This window comes from Acidovorax sp. ACV02, assembly GCF_014851475.1.
In the GTDB taxonomy this organism is placed as follows: Bacteria; Pseudomonadota; Gammaproteobacteria; order Burkholderiales; family Burkholderiaceae_C; genus Acidovorax; species Acidovorax delafieldii.
This window is the reverse complement of record NZ_JACUZU010000008.1, coordinates 61,178-81,962: the sequence shown is the minus strand read 5'-3', so window position 1 is coordinate 81,962 and position 20,785 is coordinate 61,178. Positions and strand designations below refer to the sequence as shown.

Annotated in this window: 20 protein-coding genes and 1 tRNA gene; 10 read left to right on the top strand and 11 right to left on the bottom strand. The window is 63.4% G+C overall.

The genetic code is table 11. The features are described 5' to 3' along the window. Position 1 precedes the first annotated feature (1 nt). Positions 2-991, bottom strand: coding sequence for a tripartite tricarboxylate transporter substrate binding protein (locus IB236_RS19365; protein ID WP_121942652.1), 990 nt, complete (start codon positions 989-991; stop codon positions 2-4). 125 nt (positions 992-1,116) lie between these two features. Here IB236_RS19365 and IB236_RS19360 point away from each other — a divergent pair, with 125 nt between their 5' ends. Further along, positions 1,117-2,016, top strand: a complete 900-nt coding sequence (locus IB236_RS19360; RefSeq protein WP_192421856.1) for a LysR substrate-binding domain-containing protein — start codon at positions 1,117-1,119, stop codon at positions 2,014-2,016. A 69-nt stretch (positions 2,017-2,085) separates the two neighbouring features. Then, positions 2,086-2,436: a FlxA-like family protein gene (locus tag IB236_RS19355; RefSeq protein WP_192421855.1), complete on the top strand. Its 351-nt coding sequence runs from the start codon at positions 2,086-2,088 to the stop codon at positions 2,434-2,436. Positions 2,437-2,499: 63 nt separating this feature from the next. Here IB236_RS19355 and IB236_RS19350 read toward each other — a convergent pair whose 3' ends face one another. Then, complete coding sequence (locus IB236_RS19350) at positions 2,500-3,123, bottom strand: hypothetical protein (RefSeq protein WP_192421854.1); 624 nt, start codon at positions 3,121-3,123, stop codon at positions 2,500-2,502. A gap of 329 nt (positions 3,124-3,452) precedes the next feature. Between IB236_RS19350 and IB236_RS19345 the strand changes: the two genes are divergently transcribed. Beyond that, positions 3,453-4,052, top strand: coding sequence for a lipocalin family protein (locus IB236_RS19345; RefSeq protein WP_121942649.1), 600 nt, complete (start codon positions 3,453-3,455; stop codon positions 4,050-4,052). A 130-nt stretch (positions 4,053-4,182) separates the two neighbouring features. On the opposite strand, the gene IB236_RS19340 is transcribed toward IB236_RS19345, so the two are convergent. From IB236_RS19340 to IB236_RS19325, 4 genes are read right to left on the bottom strand one after another with little or no spacing between them, the layout of a single operon-like run. Beyond that, positions 4,183-5,817, bottom strand: a complete 1,635-nt coding sequence (locus tag IB236_RS19340) for an ABC transporter ATP-binding protein (RefSeq protein WP_192421853.1) — start codon at positions 5,815-5,817, stop codon at positions 4,183-4,185. A 2-nt stretch (positions 5,818-5,819) separates the two neighbouring features. Further along, entirely contained in the window at positions 5,820-6,866 is a 1,047-nt protein-coding gene (locus tag IB236_RS19335; protein WP_192421852.1) for an ABC transporter permease, read from the bottom strand. Between the two features lie 22 nt (positions 6,867-6,888). Further along, entirely contained in the window at positions 6,889-7,932 is a 1,044-nt protein-coding gene (locus IB236_RS19330; protein ID WP_056746577.1) for a microcin C ABC transporter permease YejB, read from the bottom strand. 11 nt (positions 7,933-7,943) lie between these two features. Beyond that, positions 7,944-9,773, bottom strand: a complete 1,830-nt coding sequence (locus IB236_RS19325; protein WP_192421851.1) for an extracellular solute-binding protein — start codon at positions 9,771-9,773, stop codon at positions 7,944-7,946. Between the two features lie 104 nt (positions 9,774-9,877). Here IB236_RS19325 and fabI point away from each other — a divergent pair, with 104 nt between their 5' ends. Both fabI and IB236_RS19315 read left to right on the top strand, forming a co-directional pair. Then, complete coding sequence (gene fabI, locus IB236_RS19320) at positions 9,878-10,678, top strand: enoyl-ACP reductase FabI (RefSeq protein ID WP_056064037.1); 801 nt, start codon at positions 9,878-9,880, stop codon at positions 10,676-10,678. A gap of 95 nt (positions 10,679-10,773) precedes the next feature. Next, positions 10,774-11,637 carry a DNA ligase gene (locus IB236_RS19315; RefSeq protein WP_056746579.1) on the top strand — a complete coding sequence of 288 codons (864 nt, stop codon included), beginning with the start codon at positions 10,774-10,776 and terminating at the stop codon, positions 11,635-11,637. 89 nt (positions 11,638-11,726) lie between these two features. Here the strand turns inward: IB236_RS19315 and IB236_RS19310 are convergent, their stop codons facing one another. Together IB236_RS19310 and IB236_RS19305 are read right to left on the bottom strand one after the other, a co-directional pair. Beyond that, complete coding sequence (locus IB236_RS19310; protein WP_056746581.1) at positions 11,727-12,287, bottom strand: fasciclin domain-containing protein; 561 nt, start codon at positions 12,285-12,287, stop codon at positions 11,727-11,729. A 180-nt stretch (positions 12,288-12,467) separates the two neighbouring features. Next, positions 12,468-14,834 carry an arginine/lysine/ornithine decarboxylase gene (locus IB236_RS19305; protein ID WP_056064046.1) on the bottom strand — a complete coding sequence of 789 codons (2,367 nt, stop codon included), beginning with the start codon at positions 14,832-14,834 and terminating at the stop codon, positions 12,468-12,470. A 146-nt stretch (positions 14,835-14,980) separates the two neighbouring features. On the opposite strand from IB236_RS19305, the gene IB236_RS19300 reads away from it, so the two are divergent. From IB236_RS19300 to IB236_RS19280, 5 genes are all read left to right on the top strand, one after another. Beyond that, entirely contained in the window at positions 14,981-15,406 is a 426-nt protein-coding gene (locus IB236_RS19300; RefSeq protein WP_056746584.1) for an NfeD family protein, read from the top strand. Between the two features lie 41 nt (positions 15,407-15,447). Continuing rightward, positions 15,448-16,365 carry an SPFH domain-containing protein gene (locus IB236_RS19295; RefSeq protein WP_056746586.1) on the top strand — a complete coding sequence of 306 codons (918 nt, stop codon included), beginning with the start codon at positions 15,448-15,450 and terminating at the stop codon, positions 16,363-16,365. Positions 16,366-16,450: 85 nt separating this feature from the next. After that, positions 16,451-16,540: transfer RNA gene (locus tag IB236_RS19290), tRNA-Ser, on the top strand. 788 nt (positions 16,541-17,328) lie between these two features. Then, a complete protein-coding gene (locus tag IB236_RS19285) occupies positions 17,329-17,514 on the top strand; it encodes a hypothetical protein (protein ID WP_056064060.1) in 186 nt (61 codons plus the stop codon). 186 nt (positions 17,515-17,700) lie between these two features. After that, complete coding sequence (locus IB236_RS19280) at positions 17,701-18,039, top strand: hypothetical protein (protein WP_225581269.1); 339 nt, start codon at positions 17,701-17,703, stop codon at positions 18,037-18,039. Between the two features lie 138 nt (positions 18,040-18,177). Here IB236_RS19280 and IB236_RS19275 read toward each other — a convergent pair whose 3' ends face one another. Genes IB236_RS19275 through IB236_RS19265 form a run of 3 tightly spaced genes read right to left on the bottom strand, consistent with a single transcriptional unit; the run spans position 18,178 to position 20,718 of the window. Then, the gene (locus tag IB236_RS19275) at positions 18,178-18,867 is read right to left on the bottom strand and encodes a hypothetical protein (protein WP_225581268.1); all 690 of its coding nucleotides are present in this window, start codon (positions 18,865-18,867) and stop codon (positions 18,178-18,180) included. After that, positions 18,864-19,877, bottom strand: a complete 1,014-nt coding sequence (locus tag IB236_RS19270; protein WP_192421850.1) for an MlaD family protein — start codon at positions 19,875-19,877, stop codon at positions 18,864-18,866. Before IB236_RS19270 ends, IB236_RS19275 begins: the two co-directional genes overlap by 4 nt. A gap of 40 nt (positions 19,878-19,917) precedes the next feature. Further along, positions 19,918-20,718: an ABC transporter permease gene (locus IB236_RS19265; RefSeq protein ID WP_015014693.1), complete on the bottom strand. Its 801-nt coding sequence runs from the start codon at positions 20,716-20,718 to the stop codon at positions 19,918-19,920. Positions 20,719-20,785 lie beyond the last annotated feature (67 nt).

The window sequence follows — 20,785 nt, the reverse complement described above, 5'->3', positions numbered from 1 at the left end:
TTCACTCTGCCGTGATGCCCCGCTCCTTGATGAGCTTGGCCCATTGCGGCATTTCCTGCTCCAGCCGGGCGCGGGCCTGCTCTGGCGTCGAAGGCGTCGGGTCGAAGCCATCCCTGGCCATGCGTTCTCTCAGGGCGGGGGCGTTGAGTGCCTGGTTCAGGCTGGTGTTGAGCTTATCGATGACTGGCTTGGGTGTGCCGGCCGGCGCAAACACGATGAACCAGGTTTCAAACGTGTAGCCCGGCAGGCCAGCCTCGGCAATGGTGGGCACATCGGGCATCAGTGGTGAACGCTTCGTGCCCGTGACGCCCAATGCGCGCAGCTTGCCCGCCTGCACATGCGGCTGCGCTGCAGACAGCACCGGGAAGCTCATGGCCACCTGGCCGGACATGGTGTCGATCATGGCCGGGCCGCCGCCACGGTAGGGGATGTGCACGATGGGCGTGCCTGCCACGGCCTTGAACAGCTCGGCTGACATGTGGAAGGTGCTGCCCGCCCCCGCTGAACCATAGGAGTATTGCCCCGGCTTGGCCTTGAGCAGGGCCACCAGTTCCTTGACGTTCTTGGCTGGCAACGCGTTGTTGACCACCAGCACATGCTGCGAACTGGCCACCATGCCGATGGGCGCCAGGTCCTTCAGAGTGTCGTAGGGCATCTTGGCCGTCAGGCTGGGGTTGATGGCCAGGGACACGGTCTGCAGGCCGATGGTGTAACCGTCCGGTGCGGACTTGGCCACCATGTCCACGCCGATGTTGCCGCCCGCGCCGCCCTTGTTCTCGATGAACAGCGAGCCGCCCAGGGCCTTGCCCCATTCGTCGGTGATCAGGCGGGCCGCAATGTCCGCGCTACCGCCGGGTGCATAGGGCACCACGAGCTTGATGGCCTTGGCGGGGTATGCCTGGGCCCATGCGCCAGCGGCGGCGGACAAGGCCAGTGCGGCCGTGGCCACGACGCGCCATGTTCGTAACCGCCGGGGATGGGATGTGTTCATGGGTTTGTCTCCTGCAAGGTTCTTGTGTTGTGTTGCAGTGGCATCTTATGAGTGAGCAGGATTCACATAAAGTCATTCAAAATTACTTCATTCGTAAATCAAGCACACTAATCAACCACAAGCCCATGGACGCTTTTTCAGACTTGCGGTTCTTTGCACTGCTGATGAAGGAAGGGAGCCTCGCGGCTGCCGCCCAGCAGATGGGCATCACTCCGCCGGCCGCCAGCAGGCGCCTTGCGCAGCTGGAACGGCGGCTGGGCGTGCGGCTGCTGCGCCGCACCACACGACGCATGAGCCTGACGCCCGAGGGTGAGACCTACCTGCTCGACGGCGCGCGCATCCTCGGCGACCTGGATGCGCTGGAGCGCACCGTGGCTGGCGCGCGCAGTTCGCCACGCGGGCTCATCAAGCTGGCAGCCACGCTGGGTTTTGGCCGAATGCACATTGCCCCCGCCCTGTCGGCGTTTGCACGCGCCTACCCCGAGGTGGAGGTGCAGCTGCACCTGACCGACCGGCCCGTGAATCTGGTGGAACAAGGCTTTGACGCCGCCGTGCGATTTGGTGACCTGCCGGACTCACGCCTCACGGCTCGCAAACTGCTCGCCAACCGGCGTGTGCTGTGCGCATCGCCCACCTACCTTGCCCAGGCAGGCGAGCCCGTGCAACCAGCAGACCTGCTGGCCCACCAGTGCATCGTGATCCGCGAAAGCGACGAGACCTACGGCACCTGGCATCTGCGCCAGGGCGAGCGCCAGGAGACGGTGAAGGTGCGCGGCATGCTGAGCACCAACGATGGCGCAGCTGCCACCACCTGGGCGCTGGAGGGCCACGGCGTGCTGATGCGATCCGAATGGGACGTGGCGGTCCACCTTTCTGCAGGCCGCTTGCTGCGCGTGCTGCCAACATGGTCGCTGCCGGCGGCCGATGTGACGCTGGTCTACCCCACACGCAGCGATCTGTCGGCCAAGATGCGCGCGCTGACGGACTTCCTGCGGGAGTGGTTCTCGGCACCGCCGCACGCATGAAGGCCCGCAGGCTGAAGTCATCGCACGGGCCACGGCTTGAGATTTCTGCGGATGTGCCGATAACACAGCATGCAGATCTCAAGTGCAACCCCTTCGACGGGCACAGCGTCCAGCGCCAGTGCAGCCAGCAACATCAACAAGCTGCAAAAACGGATGCGCGAACTGACCGACGAACTGCGCAACGTCGCCGGACAGGACATAGAGCCCAAGGCCAAGCAGGAGAAGGTCAAACTGCTGCAGGCCCAGATCCAGATGGTGCAGCAACAGATAGCAGCCATCCAGCGCCAGATGCAGCAAGAGCAGATGGACCGAGCCCAGGCACAGCAACAGGCCAAGGCCAGCCAGCAGCCACGATCCACCCCGGTGAACAAGCCGCAGAGCCTGCCGGGGTTGGGAGAGTCGGTCGATACCTTTGCTTAGTGCTCTGGCACTGCGCGAGGACATGCTGCGGAGCGTGCAGTCTCACGCAGTTTTGAATAACGGCTAGGGCCTGTTCACCAGGGTCAGCGTGGCAAACGGCAGGTGGTGCATCAGCTCGCGCAACACCAGCAGCGTGCCCGCAAAGACAGGATCCTCCGGCAGGCCTTCGTGTGCGGCGGGCCGCCCTTCGGCCACAGCGGCCAGGCGGTTGAAGAGACGCTCCATGGTCTCCAGCGTCAGCACGCGCTGGGCCCCCGGCGGCACGCCCGCCAAGGTGGCTAGGTCATGCAACGCCGCATCTGCAGACCACGGGGCCCACACCTGCCCGCCGGGCAACAGGCCTTGCAGTTGCTGGTGGCCCACATGGACCTCATCCTCCACTGCGGCAATGGCGTTCTCCAGTTCCAGAGGTGTGGGCACGGCATGGCGGAAAAACTGGCGCGCCGTACGCTCGTCACCCAGCGGCAGACTCAGCCGCACGGACGGCATGGGGGTATCTGCCCCCGCAGCCCAGAGCACCTGGTGAGGCCCCAGGTGCAAGCCACAGCTCCATGCACCCGGCAGGCCGTTGCGCCGCGCCTGCTGGTAGCTGCGTGTGGCCGGGTCGTCGGCAGCAAGACTGTGTTGCTGCGCCTGTGCCGAGGCGGCAGGGAGCGCAGAAAGGGATGGAGAGCTGGGATGGTTCACGGGACCTCCTTGACAACATAACGGCCGAACGCGGGAGGGGTGGAGAGGCCCCACTGCCGTTGCCCTGCAGCACTCTAACCCCGCACGGGGCAGGCTGCATGCATACATCGATGACAACGCACAGGACATGCCACACGCGGGCTGCTCAATGCCCACGCTACGGCGACAACGACCGGACAGGGACACCAGACCCGCCACACCGCCGACACCGGGCGCCAGCGCCTTCCTACACCGGGCGCATTCCACGGTCCCTACAGTCGGTTGCGAGGAGAAGGGCACAGCCAGCGCGCTGGCCCCACCACCAGAACCCACCCACAGGAGAACCCGCCATGCAAGCCATCCGCACCGCACCTCGCCGCTCCCCCTGGCCGCTCATCATGGGCGCGGCTGCGTTGATGGGCGTGCTGGTGCTGTCAGCGTGCTCGACGCCACGCACACCGGATGGCGTGCAACCCGTCACGGGCTTTGACGTGGACCGGTATGCAGGGCACTGGCACGAGCTGGCGCGCATTGAAAACTCGTTTGAGCGGGGGCTGACCCAGGCCAGCGCCACGTACAGCCGCAACGCGGACAACACCATCAAGGTGGTGAACCGAGGGTACGACCCGGTGCGCAAGCAGTGGAGAGAGGCTGAAGGCCGGGCAGAGTTTGTGGACAGCCCAGACCGGGCCGCACTCAAGGTGTCGTTCTTCGGACCGTTCTATGGCGGCTACAACGTGGTGGCGCTGGACGAAAACTACCAGTGGGCGATGGTAGTGGGCTCCAGCACCGACTACCTGTGGGTACTGTCACGCACACCCACCCTGCCCTGGCATGTGCGCGAACACCTCATGGAGCGCGCGAAGGCCCTGGGAGTGGACGTGAGCAAGATCGTCTGGGCGCAACCCGGTGCAGAGCAACATGCGCGCCGGGTGGCGGTCAGGACCTGATGACAGCGCAGCGGGGCCTGAAGGCTTGCGGCGCCCAGTGAACAGCTCGGCGCCGACGACACCAGATAATCAAAATTGATAGCAACCGGCGCATGTTGCACTAGCGCCTGCGGCAGATTTGGCCTGAAACTCACCCACCAGGCACTGTGGCGGCAGCTACCAGCCGCTGGGTGTACGGGTGCTGGGGGGCATCCAGCACATCGGCCACGCTGCCACTTTCTAGCACCGCGCCGTCCTTCATCACCACCACATCGTGCGCCATGGCGCGGATCACGTCCACGTCGTGGGTGATGAGCAGGTAGCTCAGGCCCTTTTCTTTTTGCAGGCGCTGCAGCAGGCCCAGCACCTGCTGCTGGATGGTCACATCGAGCGCGCTGGTGGGCTCGTCCAGCACCAGCACCTGGGGCTGCACGATCAGGGCACGCGCAATGGCCAGCCGCTGGCGCTGGCCGCCGGAGAATTCGTGCGGGTAACGCTCGAGCAAACGCGGGTACTGAGTCTCGGCCAGGCCCACCTCGTCCAGCGCGGCCTCGACGCGCACGCGGCGCTGGGCCACGGTCAGTGTGGGCTCGTGCACCTTCAGGCCCTCGCCCACGATCTCTTCGACTGTGAGACGCGGTGACAGCGATGAGAACGGGTCCTGGAACACCACCTGCACCCGGCAGCGCAGCTGCTGGTTGGCAGGGGTGTTGCGCGTGGCGGGCTGTTGCCACGCCTTCCCTCCCACCTGCAACTCACCTGCGTATGGCAGCAGCCCCAGGATGGCCTGTGCCAGCGTGGACTTGCCCGAGCCGGATTCGCCCACTACGCCCAGCGTCTGGCCGGGCAGCAGTTGCAGCGTGGCGCCTTGCACGGCCACAAACTCACCTTTTTTGAACCAGCCCCTGATGCCGGGCAATGGCGTGGGGTAAACCACGCGCAGATCCTGCGTCTGCACCACCAGCGCAGTGCCTGCGGGTGGGTCGGCCTCGACCACATCGCGGCGCGGCTGGCTGGCGATCAGACGGCGGGTGTAGGCATGCTGGGGCGCGCCGAACACGTCGGCCACAGGGCCCTGCTCTACCAGCACCCCCTGCTCCATCACGGCCACACGGTCGGCAAAGCGGCGCACCAGGTTCAGGTCGTGCGTGATCAGCAGCACCGCCATGCCGGTCTGGCGCTGCAAGTCGCTCAGCAGGTCCAGGATCTGGCCCCGCAAGGTCACGTCCAGTGCGGTGGTGGGCTCGTCGGCCAGCAAGAGCTTCGGCGCGCTGGCCAGGGCCATGGCGATCATGGCGCGCTGGCGCTGGCCGCCCGAGAGCTGGTGTGGAAAGCTGTTGGCGCGGCGCGCGGGCTCGGGGATGCCGGTTTGCGCCAGCAGCTCGATGGCGGCTTGCGCGCACTGGGCGCCGGTGAGCCCCTTCTTGAGCAACAGGATTTCGGCGATCTGCTGGCCTATCGTCATCAGCGGGTTGAGCGCGGTCATGGGCTCCTGGAACACCATGGCGATGTCGCCGCCGCGCACGCCGCGCATCTCGCGCTCGGTCATCGCCAGAAGGTCGCCCCGCCCTTGCAGCAGGGCCTGGCCGGTGATGGCGGCATTGCCCGCCAACCGCAGCAGGCTCAACGCCGTGATGGTCTTGCCCGAGCCGGACTCGCCCACCAGTGCCAGCTTTTCGCCCGCAGCCAACGTGAAGTTGACGCCGCGCACCACCTCTTTGGATCCAAAGCGCACATGCAGGTCGTGGACTTCGAGCAGCGCGGGTTTCATGCTGGATGCCGTCATGGTTACAGATCCGCCTTTCTGGGGTCCAGCGCATCGCGCAGCGCGTCTCCCATGAAGGTCAGCAACAACAAGGTGACCACCAGCACGCCGAAGGTGGACAACGATATCCACCACGCATCAATGCTGTTCTTGCCCTGGCTGAGCAACTCGCCCAGCGAGGGCGTGCCGGGCGGCACGCCCAGGCCCAGAAAATCCAGCGATGTGAGCGCCAGGATGGCCCCGCTCATGCGGAAGGGCAAGAACGTGACCACGGGCGTCAAGCTGTTGGGCAGGATGTGGCGCCAGATGATCTGGGCATTGCTCACCCCCAGGGCGCGCGCCGCCTTCACATAGTCGAGCTGGCGGTTGCGCAAGAACTCGGCCCGCACATAGTCCGACAGCCCCATCCAGCCAAACAGGCTCAGCAAGATGAGCAGCAGCGCGATGCTGGGCGCGAATACCGCGCTGAAGATGATGAGCAGATACAGCTCGGGCATGGAGCCCCAGATTTCGATGAAGCGCTGAAACGCCAGGTCGGTCTTGCCGCCAAAAAATCCCTGGATGGCGCCGGTGAGCATGCCCAGCAACACGCCTGTGATGGTGAGCGCCAGACCAAACAGCACACTCACACGGAATCCGTACAGCAGCTGCGCCAGCAGGTCACGTCCGCGGTCGTCCGTACCCAGCCAGTTGTCTGACGTGGGCGCCGAGGGGTTGGGTGCCTTGGCGAAGTAATTGAGCGTGTTGGGGCCGTAGGGGTTCAAGGTGTAAAGCGCCCAGTTGCTGCCAGCAGAGAGGCGCTCCTTGATGAAGGGGTCCAGGTAATCAGTTGGTGTCTCGAAGTCTCCGCCGAAGGTCTTTTCGGGGTAGTCCTTGAGCATGGGGAAGTAGGTTTGCCCCTCGTAGCGCACGACAAGAGGCTTGTCGTTGCTGACCAGCTCGGCACACAGGCTCACCAGCACCAGGGCGCAGAAGATCAGCAGGCTCCAGTACCCCAGGCGATTGCGCTTGAAGCGCAGCCACGCGCGGCGGGAGGGTGAGAGCGAAGGCGATGCGGGAGCAGAACTCATCAGGGCCATGGGTCCGTTCGGGCTAGTCAAACTTCACGCGCGGGTCCACCCACACATAACAAAGGTCGCTGACAAGCTTGGTGACCAGCCCGATCAGCGTGAACAAATACAGCGTTCCCAGCACCACGGGGTAGTCGCGGCGGATCACGCTCTCGTAGCTGAGCAGGCCCAGGCCATCGAGCGAGAACAGGGTTTCGATGAGCAGCGAGCCCGCAAAGAAGGCTCCGATGAAGGCAGCGGGAAACCCGGTGATGATGGGGATGAGCGCGTTGCGGAACACATGCTTCCACAGCACCTGCCGCTCGCTCAGGCCCTTGGCACGGGCCGTCAGCACGTACTGCTTGCGGATCTCTTCGAGGAACGCGTTCTTGGTCAGCATGGCCGTCACGGCAAAGCTGCCCAGCACCATGGCGATGACCGGCAGCGTGATGTGCCACAGATAGTCCACGATGCGCGCACCCCAGGACAGCTCGTCCCAGTTGGCCGAAGTGAGCCCCCGCAGCGGAAACCACTGCAGCTGCCCGCCAAAGATGACCAGCAACGCCACACCCAGCACAAAGCCCGGAATGGCGTAGCCCAGCAGGATGAGCAGCGTGGTCACCAGGTCAAACCGCGACCCGGCCCGCACCGCCTTGGCCACGCCCAACGGCACGGCGACGAGGTAGCTGATGAAGAAGGTCCAGAGGCCCAGGCTGATGGAGACGGGGAGCTTTTCACGGACAAGGTCCCAGACGGCTTTTCGTTGATAGAAACTCTGCCCCAGGTCAAACCGTGCAAACGACCACAGCATTTGCGCGAAGCGCTCATGCGCGGGCTTGTCGAACCCGTACAGCGCCTTAATTTCCTCAAGTTGCTTAGGGCTCAACCCTTGGCGGCCACGGTAATCCCCTCCCGCCCCTGAACTCGGCGAAGCGCCCTCCCCACCAGAAGAGCGCCCCTGCAACTGCGACACCAGTTGCTCCACCGGCCCGCCTGGCACAAACTGGATGACCACAAACGTCAGCAGCAGCACCCCCAGCAACGTGGGCACCATCAACAAGATGCGTTTGAGTATGTAGCTGAACATGCTGTGAGACCCTAGCGGTTGGTTGGCGAAGCCCACCACGTGGCGGCAGCCCAAGAGTCCGGCTGGTAATAGGGGGGAATTGTCGGGGGCAGTACAAAACCTGCGGGCCGATAGCCTACAAAAAACTCATCGCTATACCACTGCGGGATCGAGTAGTAGCCGTGCGACAAAACGCGATCAAGCGCGCGCATCGCGGCAGACACGTCAGCTTTGGTCTTGGCTGAGAGCACTGAGCGAATCAGGCTGTCCACCGCAGGATCTGCAATCCCCCACATATTGGCTGAGCCAGGCGTCACGGCGGCTTTGGAGCCAAAGTACTCAAAAAGATCGCTGCCTGGAGAATTTCGCCCAGGAATGCGAAGGCTGCCCAGCTCGAATTCAAACTCATCCATTCGCTGCTGATAGAGAGCCCCATCGACATTGCGTATCTTTAGATTGATACCCAGCTTTTTCAATGCAATCTGCATGGGACTGACCAGCCGCACCGAGGATGGCTGTGCGTTCAGGTACTCCATCTCGAACGCCTCACCTTGCGCGTTTCTCAAGGCTCCATCACGGTAGACCCACCCGGCCTCCGCAAGCAACTGTTTGGCTTGGCGCAGGTTGTCCCGCAAGCTAGATGGAGGCAGAGTGCTGGGTGATCGCAAAGCTGGGCCAAAAACATCGGGGGTTAACTTGTCGCGCAACGGCTCTAGCAAAGCCATTTCCGCAGGCCCCGGCAACCCAGACGCGTGGAAGTCACTGTTCGGAAAATACCCCTCCACCCGCTTGTACAAGCCATAAAACATCTGTCGATTGAGCCATTCGAAATCCATCGTTAAAGCAATGGCCTTGCGAACTCGAATGTCCTTGAACTTGGGATCTCGCAGGTTGAATGTGTAGCCCTGAAAGTCACCAGGGTTGCGGTGCTCGAAAACCTGCTTCTTGACTGCTCCAGAGTCGAACGCTTTGCCTTTGTATTGACGCGCCCAGTTTTTAGAAATGAATTCCCGCTTCAAGTCATATTCGCCCGCTTTGAGCCCTTCAAAGCGGCTGGTTTCATCGAGGTAAAGCTTGTAGGTAATTCGGTCGAAGTTATATTGCCCTTTACGCACCGGCAAAGCAGCACCCCAATAACTTTTGTCACGAACATAAGTAATATCGCGCCCCAATTGAGCACTGGATGGCCGATAAGGTCCCGATGCAATCGGTAATTCTGTGATGACAGCATCAAAAGGTTTTCCAGCCCCCCACTTCCGACTGAAGACCGGCACACTTCCCGCCAGCAGCGGGAGTTCTCGATTGGAACTTGCGAATTCAAATTTGACCAAGCGCTCATCCAACGCTCGGACCATCTTGATATCCCCAAAGATCGTCTTGAACTGCGGCGATGCCTGCTTGCTCATCAGGGTGTTGAAAGAATGGACCACATCGGCGGCCATCACTGCGGACCCATCGCTGAATCGCGCTTCCTTGCGAATGCGGAAGGTTGCTGACAGGCCATCCGACGGCACCTCCACATCTTCTGCGAGCAAGCCATACCCTGTAGATGGCTCCTCCGAATTACCGGTCAATAAGGACTCGAAAACCAAATCCAACATCCCTGCAGGCGGGGTTCCTTTCAAAGTGAACGGATTGAATTTGTCGAAGTTGGTGACCGCGATGGGCGGGACCAAGCGTATCTCGCCTCCCTTCGGAGCGTCGGGATTGACATAGTCAAAATGGGTAAAGTCAGGCGGGTACTTCACGTCGCCAAACTGTGAATAAGCATGTGCGGCCCAAGAGGTTGGGCCAACAACAATGCCACACACAGCACACAGCACCGTGCGGGCCCAGCGAGAACAGACTGCTACAAGGCGCATGCGACAATTCTGCACTACGTTCGCAGGGGCTTGCAGCCAAAGCCGCATATCCACATGCACCGGGCGCCAAGCCTGCATTCCGCTATTCCACAAGGAGATTTCACATGGGTTTTCTGACCGGCAAGAAGCTGCTCATCACGGGCGTGCTGTCCAACCGCTCCATCGCCTACGGCATTGCCAAGGCCTGCCACGAGCAAGGCGCCGAACTGGCGTTCAGCTACGTGGGCGAGCGCTTCAAGGACCGCATCACCGACTTTGCGGCCGAGTTCAACTCCCAGCTGGTGTTTGACTGCGACGTGGCCAGCGACGAGCAGATCGCGCGGATGTTCGCGGATCTGTCGCAGACCTGGCCGAAGTTTGACGGCTTTGTGCACAGCATCGGCTTTGCACCGCGCGAAGCGATTGCGGGCAACTTTCTGGACGGCCTGAGCCGCGAAGGCTTCCGCATTGCACACGACATCAGCGCCTACAGCTTCCCGGCCATGGCCAAGGCGGCCCTGCCCTATCTGAACGACAAGTCGTCGCTGCTGACACTGAGCTACCTGGGCGCGCTGCGCTCCATCCCCAACTACAACACCATGGGTCTGGCCAAAGCCAGCCTGGAAGCCAGCGTGCGCTACCTGGCAGAGGCCGTGGGCCGCACCGAAGACGGCCGCAGCATCCGCGCCAACGGCATCAGCGCAGGCCCCATCAAGACGCTGGCTGCCAGCGGCATCAAGGACTTTGGCAAGCTGCTCAGCCGCGTGGCCGATGCCTCGCCCCTGCGTCGCAACGTCACGATTGAGGACGTGGGCAATGTGGCGGCCTTCCTGCTGTCGGACCTGGCCTCGGGCATGACCGCCGAGATCACCTATGTGGATGGCGGCTTCAGCCAGACAGCGGGCCTGAGCGCCGACCAGGTGTAAATCCTCACCAGGGCTACACGCTCACTACGTAATTGGCTTCTAGCGCACATAAATCATGCGCTAGAAGCTATTTTTTTTATAGCACCACCCAATCTATGCTCCGCAGACACTGGCTGGCCTGTATGGGCCTTGCACCCCTGGCGGCACTTGCAATACCCCAGGCCTGGGCCGCCGATGCACCCGCCCTGTTGCTGGCCAATGTGTACCGCCCCGGCATGCGGCTGGCGGACTACTGGGTGAGCGAAAAATACGATGGCGTGCGCGGCTTTTGGGACGGCCACACGCTGCGCACGCGGGGTGGTGAGACCGTGGCGGCCCCGGCATGGTTCACTGCCGGCTGGCCTGAAACTCCCATGGACGGCGAGCTGTGGGCAGGACGCGGCCGGTTCAGCCACGCCCAGTCCACCGTACGCCAGCAGCAGCCGGACGATGCCGCATGGCGCGAGATGCGCTTTATGGTGTTTGACCTGCCCGCCCATGGCGGCACGTTTGACCAGCGCCTTCCTGCACTGAACAAGCTGGTCGAAGCGCTGGACCAGGCTTGGGTGCAGGCGGTGCCACAACAGCGTGTGGCGAGTGACGCCGCACTCCAGAAGTTGCTACTGCGCACCGTGCGTGCGGGTGGCGAAGGACTGATGCTGCACCGTGGCGCATCGATGTACCGCGCAGGTCGCAGTGACGATCTCATCAAGGTCAAGACCCACGAAGACACCGAGGCCCGTGTGGTGGCCCATCTGCCCGGCCAAGGCCGCCACGCGGGGCGGCTGGGTGCCCTGGTGGTGGAGATGCCTTCGGGCCAGCGGTTCCGGCTGGGCGCAGGGTTGACCGACGCCGAACGCGATCACCCGCCGCCCGTGGGCAGCTGGGTGACCTACCGCTTTCGGGGCGCCCACGACAGCGGAGTGCCGCGCTTCGCGAGTTTTGTGCGGGTGCGAGAGGACATGCCGCCGGTTCGCTGACGGGGCCACAGCAACCCCTGACTTAGCTCGGCCCGGCGATGCACCGGCCATGCACGGCAGGCAGGCTGCAGTTCCCATCAGCTGCGCAGTCAGTTCGGCAACAGGACCTTGTCCACCACGTGGATCACGCCGTTGGACTGGTACACGTCGGCAATCCTCACCGTCGCCGTACCGCCCTTTTCGTCCGTCACCATGACGGCATTGCCGCTGGCCTTGGCGGTGAGCGTACCGCCCGCCACCGTCTTGAGACTGGCCATGCCTTTGCCGTCAGCAATCATCTTGGACAACGCAACAGCGTCGTACTTGCCCGCTACCACGTGGTAGGTGAGCACCTTGGTCAGAGTGGGCTTGCTCTCGGGCTTGAGCAGCGTGTCCACCGTGCCGGCGGGCAATGCGGCAAACGCCGCATTGGTGGGCGCAAACACGGTGAACGGACCAGGGCCTTTCAGCGTCTCCACCAGGCCAGCCGCCTTGACCGCAGCCACCAGGGTGGTGTGGTCCTTGGAGTTCACGGCGTTGTCGATGATGTCCTTGCTGGCCAGCATGGGCGCACCGCCCACCATGACCTGTGCCGCGGCAGGCACTGCGGCAGCGGCCATGGCTGCGGTGAGGGCGATGGTGGCAAGGCGGGCGTTGAATCGAAGGGTCATGGGAATCTCCTGAGAGGTGTGTGAAGACAGTCGTCACCGCATGAAAACCACGCGGCTGACAGTCAATACGGCAGCACCACAACAGCGGATTCAAATGCACAAAAAAATCGCTCCGCCAGCCATGCCGGGGGAGCGATTTTCGAGACGCTGGTGCACCCACACACCAGCGCGAAGACGTTCTTACACGTTGCGCCCGTACGGGCCGTCGTCGCCCACCTGCACCAGGTTCTTGGCGGTCGCCAGTGGCTTGGGGTTCTTGCCGGTCTTGCCTTGCTCTGCCACGCAGTCCGCGTAGTAGCGCACCTGGCCGTTCTCGTCTTCCACTTCCACCAGGCCGTGGATATCGGTCTCAAAGCCCGGACACAGCTTGGCGAATTCGCGCGCGAACTTGAGGTAGTCCACGATCTTCTTGTTGAACACCTCGCCCGGGATCAGCAGCGGAATGCCTGGGGGGTACGGTGTGACCAGGCCCACAGTGATGCGGCCTTCCAGGTGGTCGATCTCCACGCGCTCGGTGGTGCGGTGCGCAATGTGCGCGTACGCATCCGAGGGCTTCATGGCGGGCGTGAGGTCCGACAGGTACATCTCGGTGGTCAGGCGCGCGATGTCGTACTTGGCGTACATCTCGTGCACATGCTGGCACAGGTCCTTGAGGCCCATGCGTTCGTAGCGCTTGTGCTGCTGGCAGAACTCGGGAAGGATGCGCCACATGGGCTGGTTCTTCTCGTAGTCGTCCTTGAACTGCTGCAGCGCAGTCAGCAGCGTGTTCCAGCGGCCCTTGGTGATGCCGATGGTGAACATGATGAAGAAGCTGTACAGGCCCGTCTTCTCCACCACCACGCCGTGCTCGGCCAAGTACTTGGTCACGATGGACGCGGGGATGCCAGTCTTGTCGAACTTGCCGTCCAGGCTCAGGCCCGGCGTGACGATGGTGGACTTGATCGGGTCCAGCATGTTGAAGCCGTCAGCCAGCTGGCCGAAGCCGTGCCACTTGCTGCCCTTCTTGCTCTTGCTGTCGCTGCGGATGATCCAGTCTTCTGCGCGACCAATGCCCTCGTCGGTGAGCTTTTCAGGGCCCCAGACCTTGAACCACCAATCGTTCTTGCCGAACTCTTCTTCCACCTGGCGCATGGCGCGGCGGAAGTCCAGTGCCTCCAGAATGCTTTCTTCCACCAGCGCGGTACCGCCGGGCGGCTCCATCATCGCGGCGGCCACATCGCAGCTGGCGATGATGCTGTACTGAGGGCTGGTGCTGGTGTGCATCAGGTACGCCTCGTTGAACAGGTGGCGGTCGAGCTTGGTGGTCTGCGAGTCCTGCACCAGCACATGCGATGCCTGGCTGATACCGGCGAGCAGCTTGTGGATGGACTGTGTGGCGTACGTCACCGAATGTTTGGGGCGCGTGCGCTTTTTGCCCATGGCGTGGTAGCTGCCATAGAACGGGTGGAACGCTGCGTGCGGCAGCCAGGCCTCGTCAAAGTGCAGGTTGTCCACATAGCCATCGAGCATGCCCTTGATGGTCTCAGTGTTGTACAGCACGCCGTCGTAGGTGGACTGCGTGAGCGTCAGCACGCGGGGCTTGACCTTCTTGGCATCCACGCCTTTGAGCAGCGGGTTTGCCTTGATTTTGGCCTCGATGGCCTTGGGCTCGAACTCGCTTTGCGGGATGGGGCCGATGATGCCGAAGTGGTTGCGCGTGGGCTTCATGAACACCGGGACGGCCCCGGTCATGATGATGCTGTGCAGGATGGACTTGTGGCAGTTGCGGTCCACCACCACCACATCCCCGGGCGCCACAGTGTGGTGCCACACCATCTTGTTGGATGTGGACGTGCCGTTGGTCACAAAGAAGCAGTGGTCGGCATTGAAGATGCGCGCGGCGTTGCGCTCGCTCTCGCCAATGGCGCCGTTGTGGTCCAGCAGCTGGCCCAGCTCTTCCACCGCGTTGCAAACGTCGGCGCGCAGCATGTTTTCGCCGTAGAACTGGTGGTACATCTGGCCCACGGGGCTCTTCAGGAACGCAACGCCGCCGGAGTGACCGGGGCAGTGCCAGCTGTACGAGCCGTCTTCGGCGTAGTCCAGCAGCGCCTTGAAGAACGGTGGCTGCACGCTCTCCAGGTAGCTCTTGGCCTCGCGGATGATGTGGCGCGCCACGAATTCGGGGGTGTCCTCGAACATGTGGATAAAGCCGTGCAGCTCGCGCAGGATGTCGTTGGGCAGGTGGCGGCTGGTCTTGGTCTCACCGTGCACATAAATGGGCACTTCGGCGTTCTTGCGGCGCACCTCGCCAATGAAGTTGCGCAGGCTCAGCACGATGGGGTCCAGCCCTTCGCCCTCGGAGAATTCTTCATCGTCGATGGACAAGATGAAGGCACTGGCGCGGCTTTGCTGCTGCGCAAACTGCGAGAGATCGCCATAGCTGGTGACCCCGACCACTTCAAAGCCCTCGGCCTCAATGGCCTGTGCAAGCGCACGAATGCCAAGCCCCGAGGTGTTCTCGGAACGATAGTCTTCATCGATGATGATGATGGGAAAGCGAAACTTCATGCGCAGCCTCCAAGGAGCCGTGGCCTGCCCGGCCAAAAAACGAAATAGGCGCGAAGTGTAAGGAATAACGTTGACGCGCCTTTGAACTGCCATCCTTTTGACCCAGAATGTGGTGCACTAAACACAACCACACAAGGAGGTTCTACATGGAGGCATCCACCATCTGGTGGCTGGCAGCAGGGGCCGTGGTCGTCGCAGAACTGCTCACCGGCACGTTCTATTTGCTAATGGTGGCCTTGGGGCTGGTAGCCGCCGCCGTGGCCGCCCACCTGGGGCTGGCGTCCGCAATGCAGATGGTGTCTGCCGCCATTGTGGGCGGCGGGGCTGTCGTGGCCTGCTACCTGCTGCGGAGAAAGCGCCCCGGCGATCCGTCTGCACGTGCGGACCGCAGCGTGAACATGGATGTAGGCGAAACCATCCTCATCGAAAGCTGGAGCCCCGACGGCACCACCACCGTGAAGTACCGGGGCGCCCAATGGACGGCTATGCACCGCCCCGGCGTCACCCCGTCTACTGGCATGCATCGCGTCGCCGAGCTGGTGGGCAACCGCTTGCTGGTGGACCCGCTGTAAACACCGCAGACTCCCTGTCGATCACCCAAAAAAGGCTTCCCATGGAAATTGCCATCGTCATCCTGATCATTGCTGTGATCTTCATCGCCCGCTCGGTCAAGGTCGTGCCCCAGCAAAACGCCTGGGTCAAGGAACGCCTGGGCAAATATGCGGGCACGCTGACCCCCGGGCTGAACTTTCTGATCCCCTTTGTGGACAAGGTCGCCTACAAACACAGCCTGAAGGAAATTCCGCTCGATGTGCCCAGCCAGGTCTGCATCACGCGCGACAACACGCAGCTGCAGGTGGACGGCATCCTGTACTTTCAGGTCACCGACCCGATGCGCGCCAGCTATGGGTCGAGCAACTACATCATGGCCGTGACCCAGCTGGCGCAGACCTCGCTGCGCTCGGTCATCGGCAAGCTCGAACTCGACAAGACCTTCGAAGAGCGCGACATCATCAACGCGCAGGTGGTGCAGGCCATCGACGAAGCCGCTCTGAACTGGGGTGTGAAGGTGCTGCGTTATGAAATCAAGGACCTGACCCCGCCCAAGGAAATCCTGCACGCCATGCAGGCCCAGATCACTGCGGAGCGGGAGAAGCGCGCACTGATCGCTGCGTCTGAGGGGCGCCGCCAGGAGCAGATCAACATCGCCACGGGCGAACGCGAGGCCTTCATCGCCCGCTCCGAGGGCGAAAAACAGGCCGTCATCAACAAGGCCCAGGGCGAAGCCGAATCCATCAAGGCCGTGGCCGAAGCCAACGCCCAGGCCATCGAACGCGTGGCCGCAGCAATCCGCCAGCCCGGCGGCGAGCAGGCCGTGCAGCTCAAGGTGGCTGAAAAAGCCGTGGATGCCTACAGCCAAGTCGCGTCAGACGCCACCACCACCCTCATCGTGCCCAGCAACATGACCGAGGTGTCGGCGCTGATCGGCTCGGCGATGAAGATGGTGCAGACATCCAACAAGGCAGGCTGACAAAGTGGCGGCCCACTGAAATTTTCAGGCGATACCGATCAGTGACCGGAATGCACCCAATCCTGTGGCTATAATAGAGGGCTTCGGAGAGGTGGATGAGCGGTTTAAGTCGCACGCCTGGAAAGCGTGTGTGGGCTAATCCCCACCGCGGGTTCGAATCCCGCCCTCTCCGCCACATATCAACCCAGGTGATTCCGGTCACCTGGGTTTTTTGTTGTGGGGGCTGGCTTTTTGCGCACAGGACCCCGGCGCTTTGGGCTGAACATCAACGACTGTGCGCCCCGCTCGGCGCATGACAGTGTCCGCGACAGCCATGGCCATTCATGTCAACGACCCAGCGATTGCGGGGCTGGGGCTGACCTCCAGCGTGGTGCGCAGGAGCACGCCGGGTGCAGTGCCCACACTGGACCTGCAGGCCATACAGGTCCCAGGCTGGTCTACCACCATGCCAGGGATGGCTGCGAACACTGCCAGGCCAGCGATACGCCCGCCATTCTGAGAGGGCTGGCGCGGGCGCCGGTCAAAAAGCTCATGGTGGTCCATGGCGGCGCCAACCCCCATCGGTGATGAGTGTGCAGGCCAACATTGGCCCGGCTTCATTGGCATCGAGCAGGAAGCCATTGCCCAGATCACCGCGTGGATTCAGACGCCCGCGCCCTGATCTATGCATGCCGCGATGACCGCTGGACGGCTCTACAGGAGCCCTCTGCAGTCCGTCCGCTTGGCACTCCATCCGCCTCCCACTCAAGGCCCTGAACCGGACCTCCGGACGCTGGCAGGGCGCGGAACGTTTCTGGCAGGTTTGTAAAGGCAACAGGCCGTAACAGTTGCCCATGGAGCCCTGTTATGGCACTTGTCTTACACGCGGAACTGCGGCACTTTGCTGAAATCCTAGCCAGCAGCCATTGAGGTTGCACCGGGAGGTCATTGCGGCCCCCACCCCTTTTTCAAAAGGACTTCACCATGAAACGCCATTCCTTACCGCCGGGAGCGCGCGCGTTGATAGCGTTCATCGGAACCGTGGTGCTGGCAGTGCTGGCGGCGGTGTCATTGCTGATGCCGGACGTGGCCGTGCAGTCTGTGGATTCGATGTCGCACGGGCTTACCGGGCTCGACCAGATTTTGTCCACCAGCTTTCTGGACCACTGAGTTGTGATGCGTGCAGGAGTGGCTGGCGCTGCGCTGCAGCGCGTGTGGGTCCAAACAGCAACACAGTAGCAAAAAGCATAGCATCGGGGTACCATTCGGCGCTGCACACCGGGACTTTTCGGTGGCATTCTGGAATGGAGGACGATCGTGACCACACGTTTTCGCATCTCTGCAAACCGTTTTTCCTTGATTCACTCCCCGAAATTCTGGGGTTCGATGGTGTTGCTGGCCGCTGTGGCGGGCTGTTCCAGCCCCCGCGACAACGCCTTGGACGAGTTCTCGCGCTGGTACGACGGTGCCAGGGCCCAGGCCCAGGCAGGGGCCATGAGCTGGAGCGAGCTGTACAAGCAAAGCTTTGACCGCCTGACCGCCCTGCCCCCCTCACTGCAACAAGACACACGTCTCGAAAACACGGTGCTGCTGCTGTCTGTGGCCCGCAAGCTGGAGTCCAACGAGATCAGCCCCCAGCAGTTCGCCATGGAGCGAGACGACATCGAGACCCAGTTGCAGGCTCGCCTGCGCTGACGAAGCCACCCGCAGCGCCAATGCAGCTTCTGGCGGCCTGGTCAATGGCTTGAGTGGCGGTTGCTGAAGCAACTGGAGCAGCTTTTTTGCCCGCGCCACGGCTCGTTACCTGCCTCCTCCCTAGCGTGGCGGCCAACGCTATCGAGACGTAGACCCCGACTGCTCCACCACCCCCACGCGACGGCGCAACGCATCGGCTGCCGCAGTGTCCCCGGTAGCCTCTGCCCTTTGCACCTGCAGCAGCAACCATGCCATCAGCGGCCTGCGCCAGCCCTGTGCGGACGCAGTGTCGGTGGCTGTGGTGATGACTGCGGGGCTGGCGTGCCCCGTCTGCAACAACACGCCCGCCGCCACCAAGCGCGAAAGGGGGTCGGCAATGCCTGCCAAGCTGGCAGCGTTGCCTGCCGTGGCGACCGCACGCTGCGCCGGTGGCAACAGCGCCACCTGGCCGGCCTGCACGCGGCCCGCCAGATAGTCGGCGTAGGCCTGCTCGGGCGCAGCGGCGTCGGCGCGCAAGGCCTCGAAGCGTTCGCAGGGCTCGGTGACCAGACTCGCCACCTGGGCCGCGCAGCGCATCAGCTCCAGGCGCGCCAGCAGATCGGGGCGACCCGTGCGCGCCACTTCGGCGCGGGCCCGGTCCCATTCGAGCTTCTCCACGCGCGCGTTGCCGGACAGGTAGGCCTCGATGGCCTTCTGGGACGCGCCCTGGGCATTCATCTGCCAGTCAGGCACCGGGGGTTGGCTGGAACACGCAGCCAATGCGAAGGCACAGCCGATGGACAGGAGCCGCAATGCAGCCCGCAAACGAGGTGCAGCAGAGAGGTTCATGGCAGCTTCAACTCCGTGTCGCGTGCAAAGGGCCATTTGCGGTTGATCTCGTTGACCAGGCTTTCCACCTTGCGCAGATTGCTTTCCACCTCGGCGCGCAACGCGCCCAGGTCCGTCGTGGCTTCGCGGGCATTGGCGCCAATGGCCTGGGCCTCCACCAGCACGGCATCCACCTTCTTGAGGCTGGTGCGGGTGTCGGACAACAAGCCATTGAGCTGGGCCACGGTGGCGCGCACCTCAGGCACCAGCGCGTCCTTGTTGCCCTCGCTGCCAAACACCTGTCTGTCGGCGCGGGCGGCCATGCCGTCCAGGCGCGCCAGCAGCGCGTTGGTGTGCTCCAGCGTGGCGACAATCTTCTTCGCATCGGCTTCGTTGCCCATCAGCACGCCCAGGGCGCCGCCCGGCCCGTTCAGGCGCTCCGTGAGGGCCTTGACGTTGGTCAGGGTGTTGCCCAGCGCGGCGTCGGGCGACGTCAGGGCGTTCAGGTTGGTCAGCAGCTCGCGCGCGGTGGCCATGAGCTGCGGGATCTCCGCCGTGGCATCCCCGCGCAACACCGGCCGCACGGCGCCATCGGGCAGTGCGGGGTCGGTCAGGATGCCGGAGTACGCCCGGATGTTGGTGCCCCCCACCAGACCGCGTACCAGCGTGAACACGCTGGACTCGCGCAGCCAGTGCGCGTCCTTGCGGGGCACGTCCACCAGGATGCGGGCATTGCCCGATTCGGCCAGCTCGATGCGCCGCACGCGGCCAATGGGAAAGCCCGAGAAGGTCATGTCCATGCCCACCACCACGCCTTCGGAGTCATCGGCCGTCAGCACCAGCGTCTGCGTGGGCTCAAAAGCGCCCCGCGCATACAGCAGGTACAGGCCCGAACCCACGATGAGGGCCAGGGTGAACAACAGCAGCGCCGCAGCCTTGAGTTCCAGATAGGCCACCGGGCGCAGGGTCTCGACCGGAGGCGCGTCGGCCCCGGCGGGGCTATGCGATGGGGGAGGAGGATGGTCGTTCATGTCGTGGGTTTACGCGGGTGGGTGCGACCGGCGCGGGCCGTCAGTAGTAGTTGCCCATGAGCGAGGCCACCTCGATCAGCAGCAGCACCGCAAACATGCGGGCCAGGCCGCCCAGTTCCGAGTCGGGCTGGGTGCGTTCGCCGCTGTCATACAGCCCGGCAGCCATGGGGATCAGCGCCACGGCCAGGCTGAAGAACAGGGTCTTGAGCACAAACACCATGGTCACGCTGGGCGAAAACACCTGGCCGAACATGCGCGTGTAGCTCGGCAGCCCCGCCATGTTGAAGCCGTACACCCCCAGGTACGCCAGCACCAGCGCCACCACGCAACTGAGCGCAGCCAGCGTGACGCAGGCAAACACCCCGGCAATCACGCGGGGCAGCAGTTCGATGCGCACCGGGTCGGAGCCCTGGCGGCGCAGCGCCTCGAACCGGCCCGTGAGCCGCAGGTGCGCCAGTTGCGAGCCGTTGGGAATGGTGCAGCGCATGGCCACAAACAAGGCGGCTGTGAGCGGGATGAGCTCCAGCACCAGCACGCGGATCACCATCTCCAGCGCATAGCGCGACAGCCCGTAGCTCAGCGCCGTGACCACCACAATGCGCGTGAGCACCAGGCTGATGAGCGCCGCCAGCACCGTGAAGCCCAGCAGCACCGGCGCGGTGTCCAGGTACAGGTGCCGGGCCAGCGCGCGGCGGGTGCCCTTGCCGTAGCTGGACGGCGACAACACCAGCACCAGCACCACCGCGCCCAGATACAGGATGCGCCACCAGGCCACCGCCCAGCGCCGCGCCGTGTTCCACACACGTTCGGGCAGGGAGAGGCCGGGAAGGCGCGAGATCATGGGCGGATCATAGCGGGGGCATGCGCCAGGGCAGCCCATGGCAGGCTTCTGGAGATATTTGGGCCAT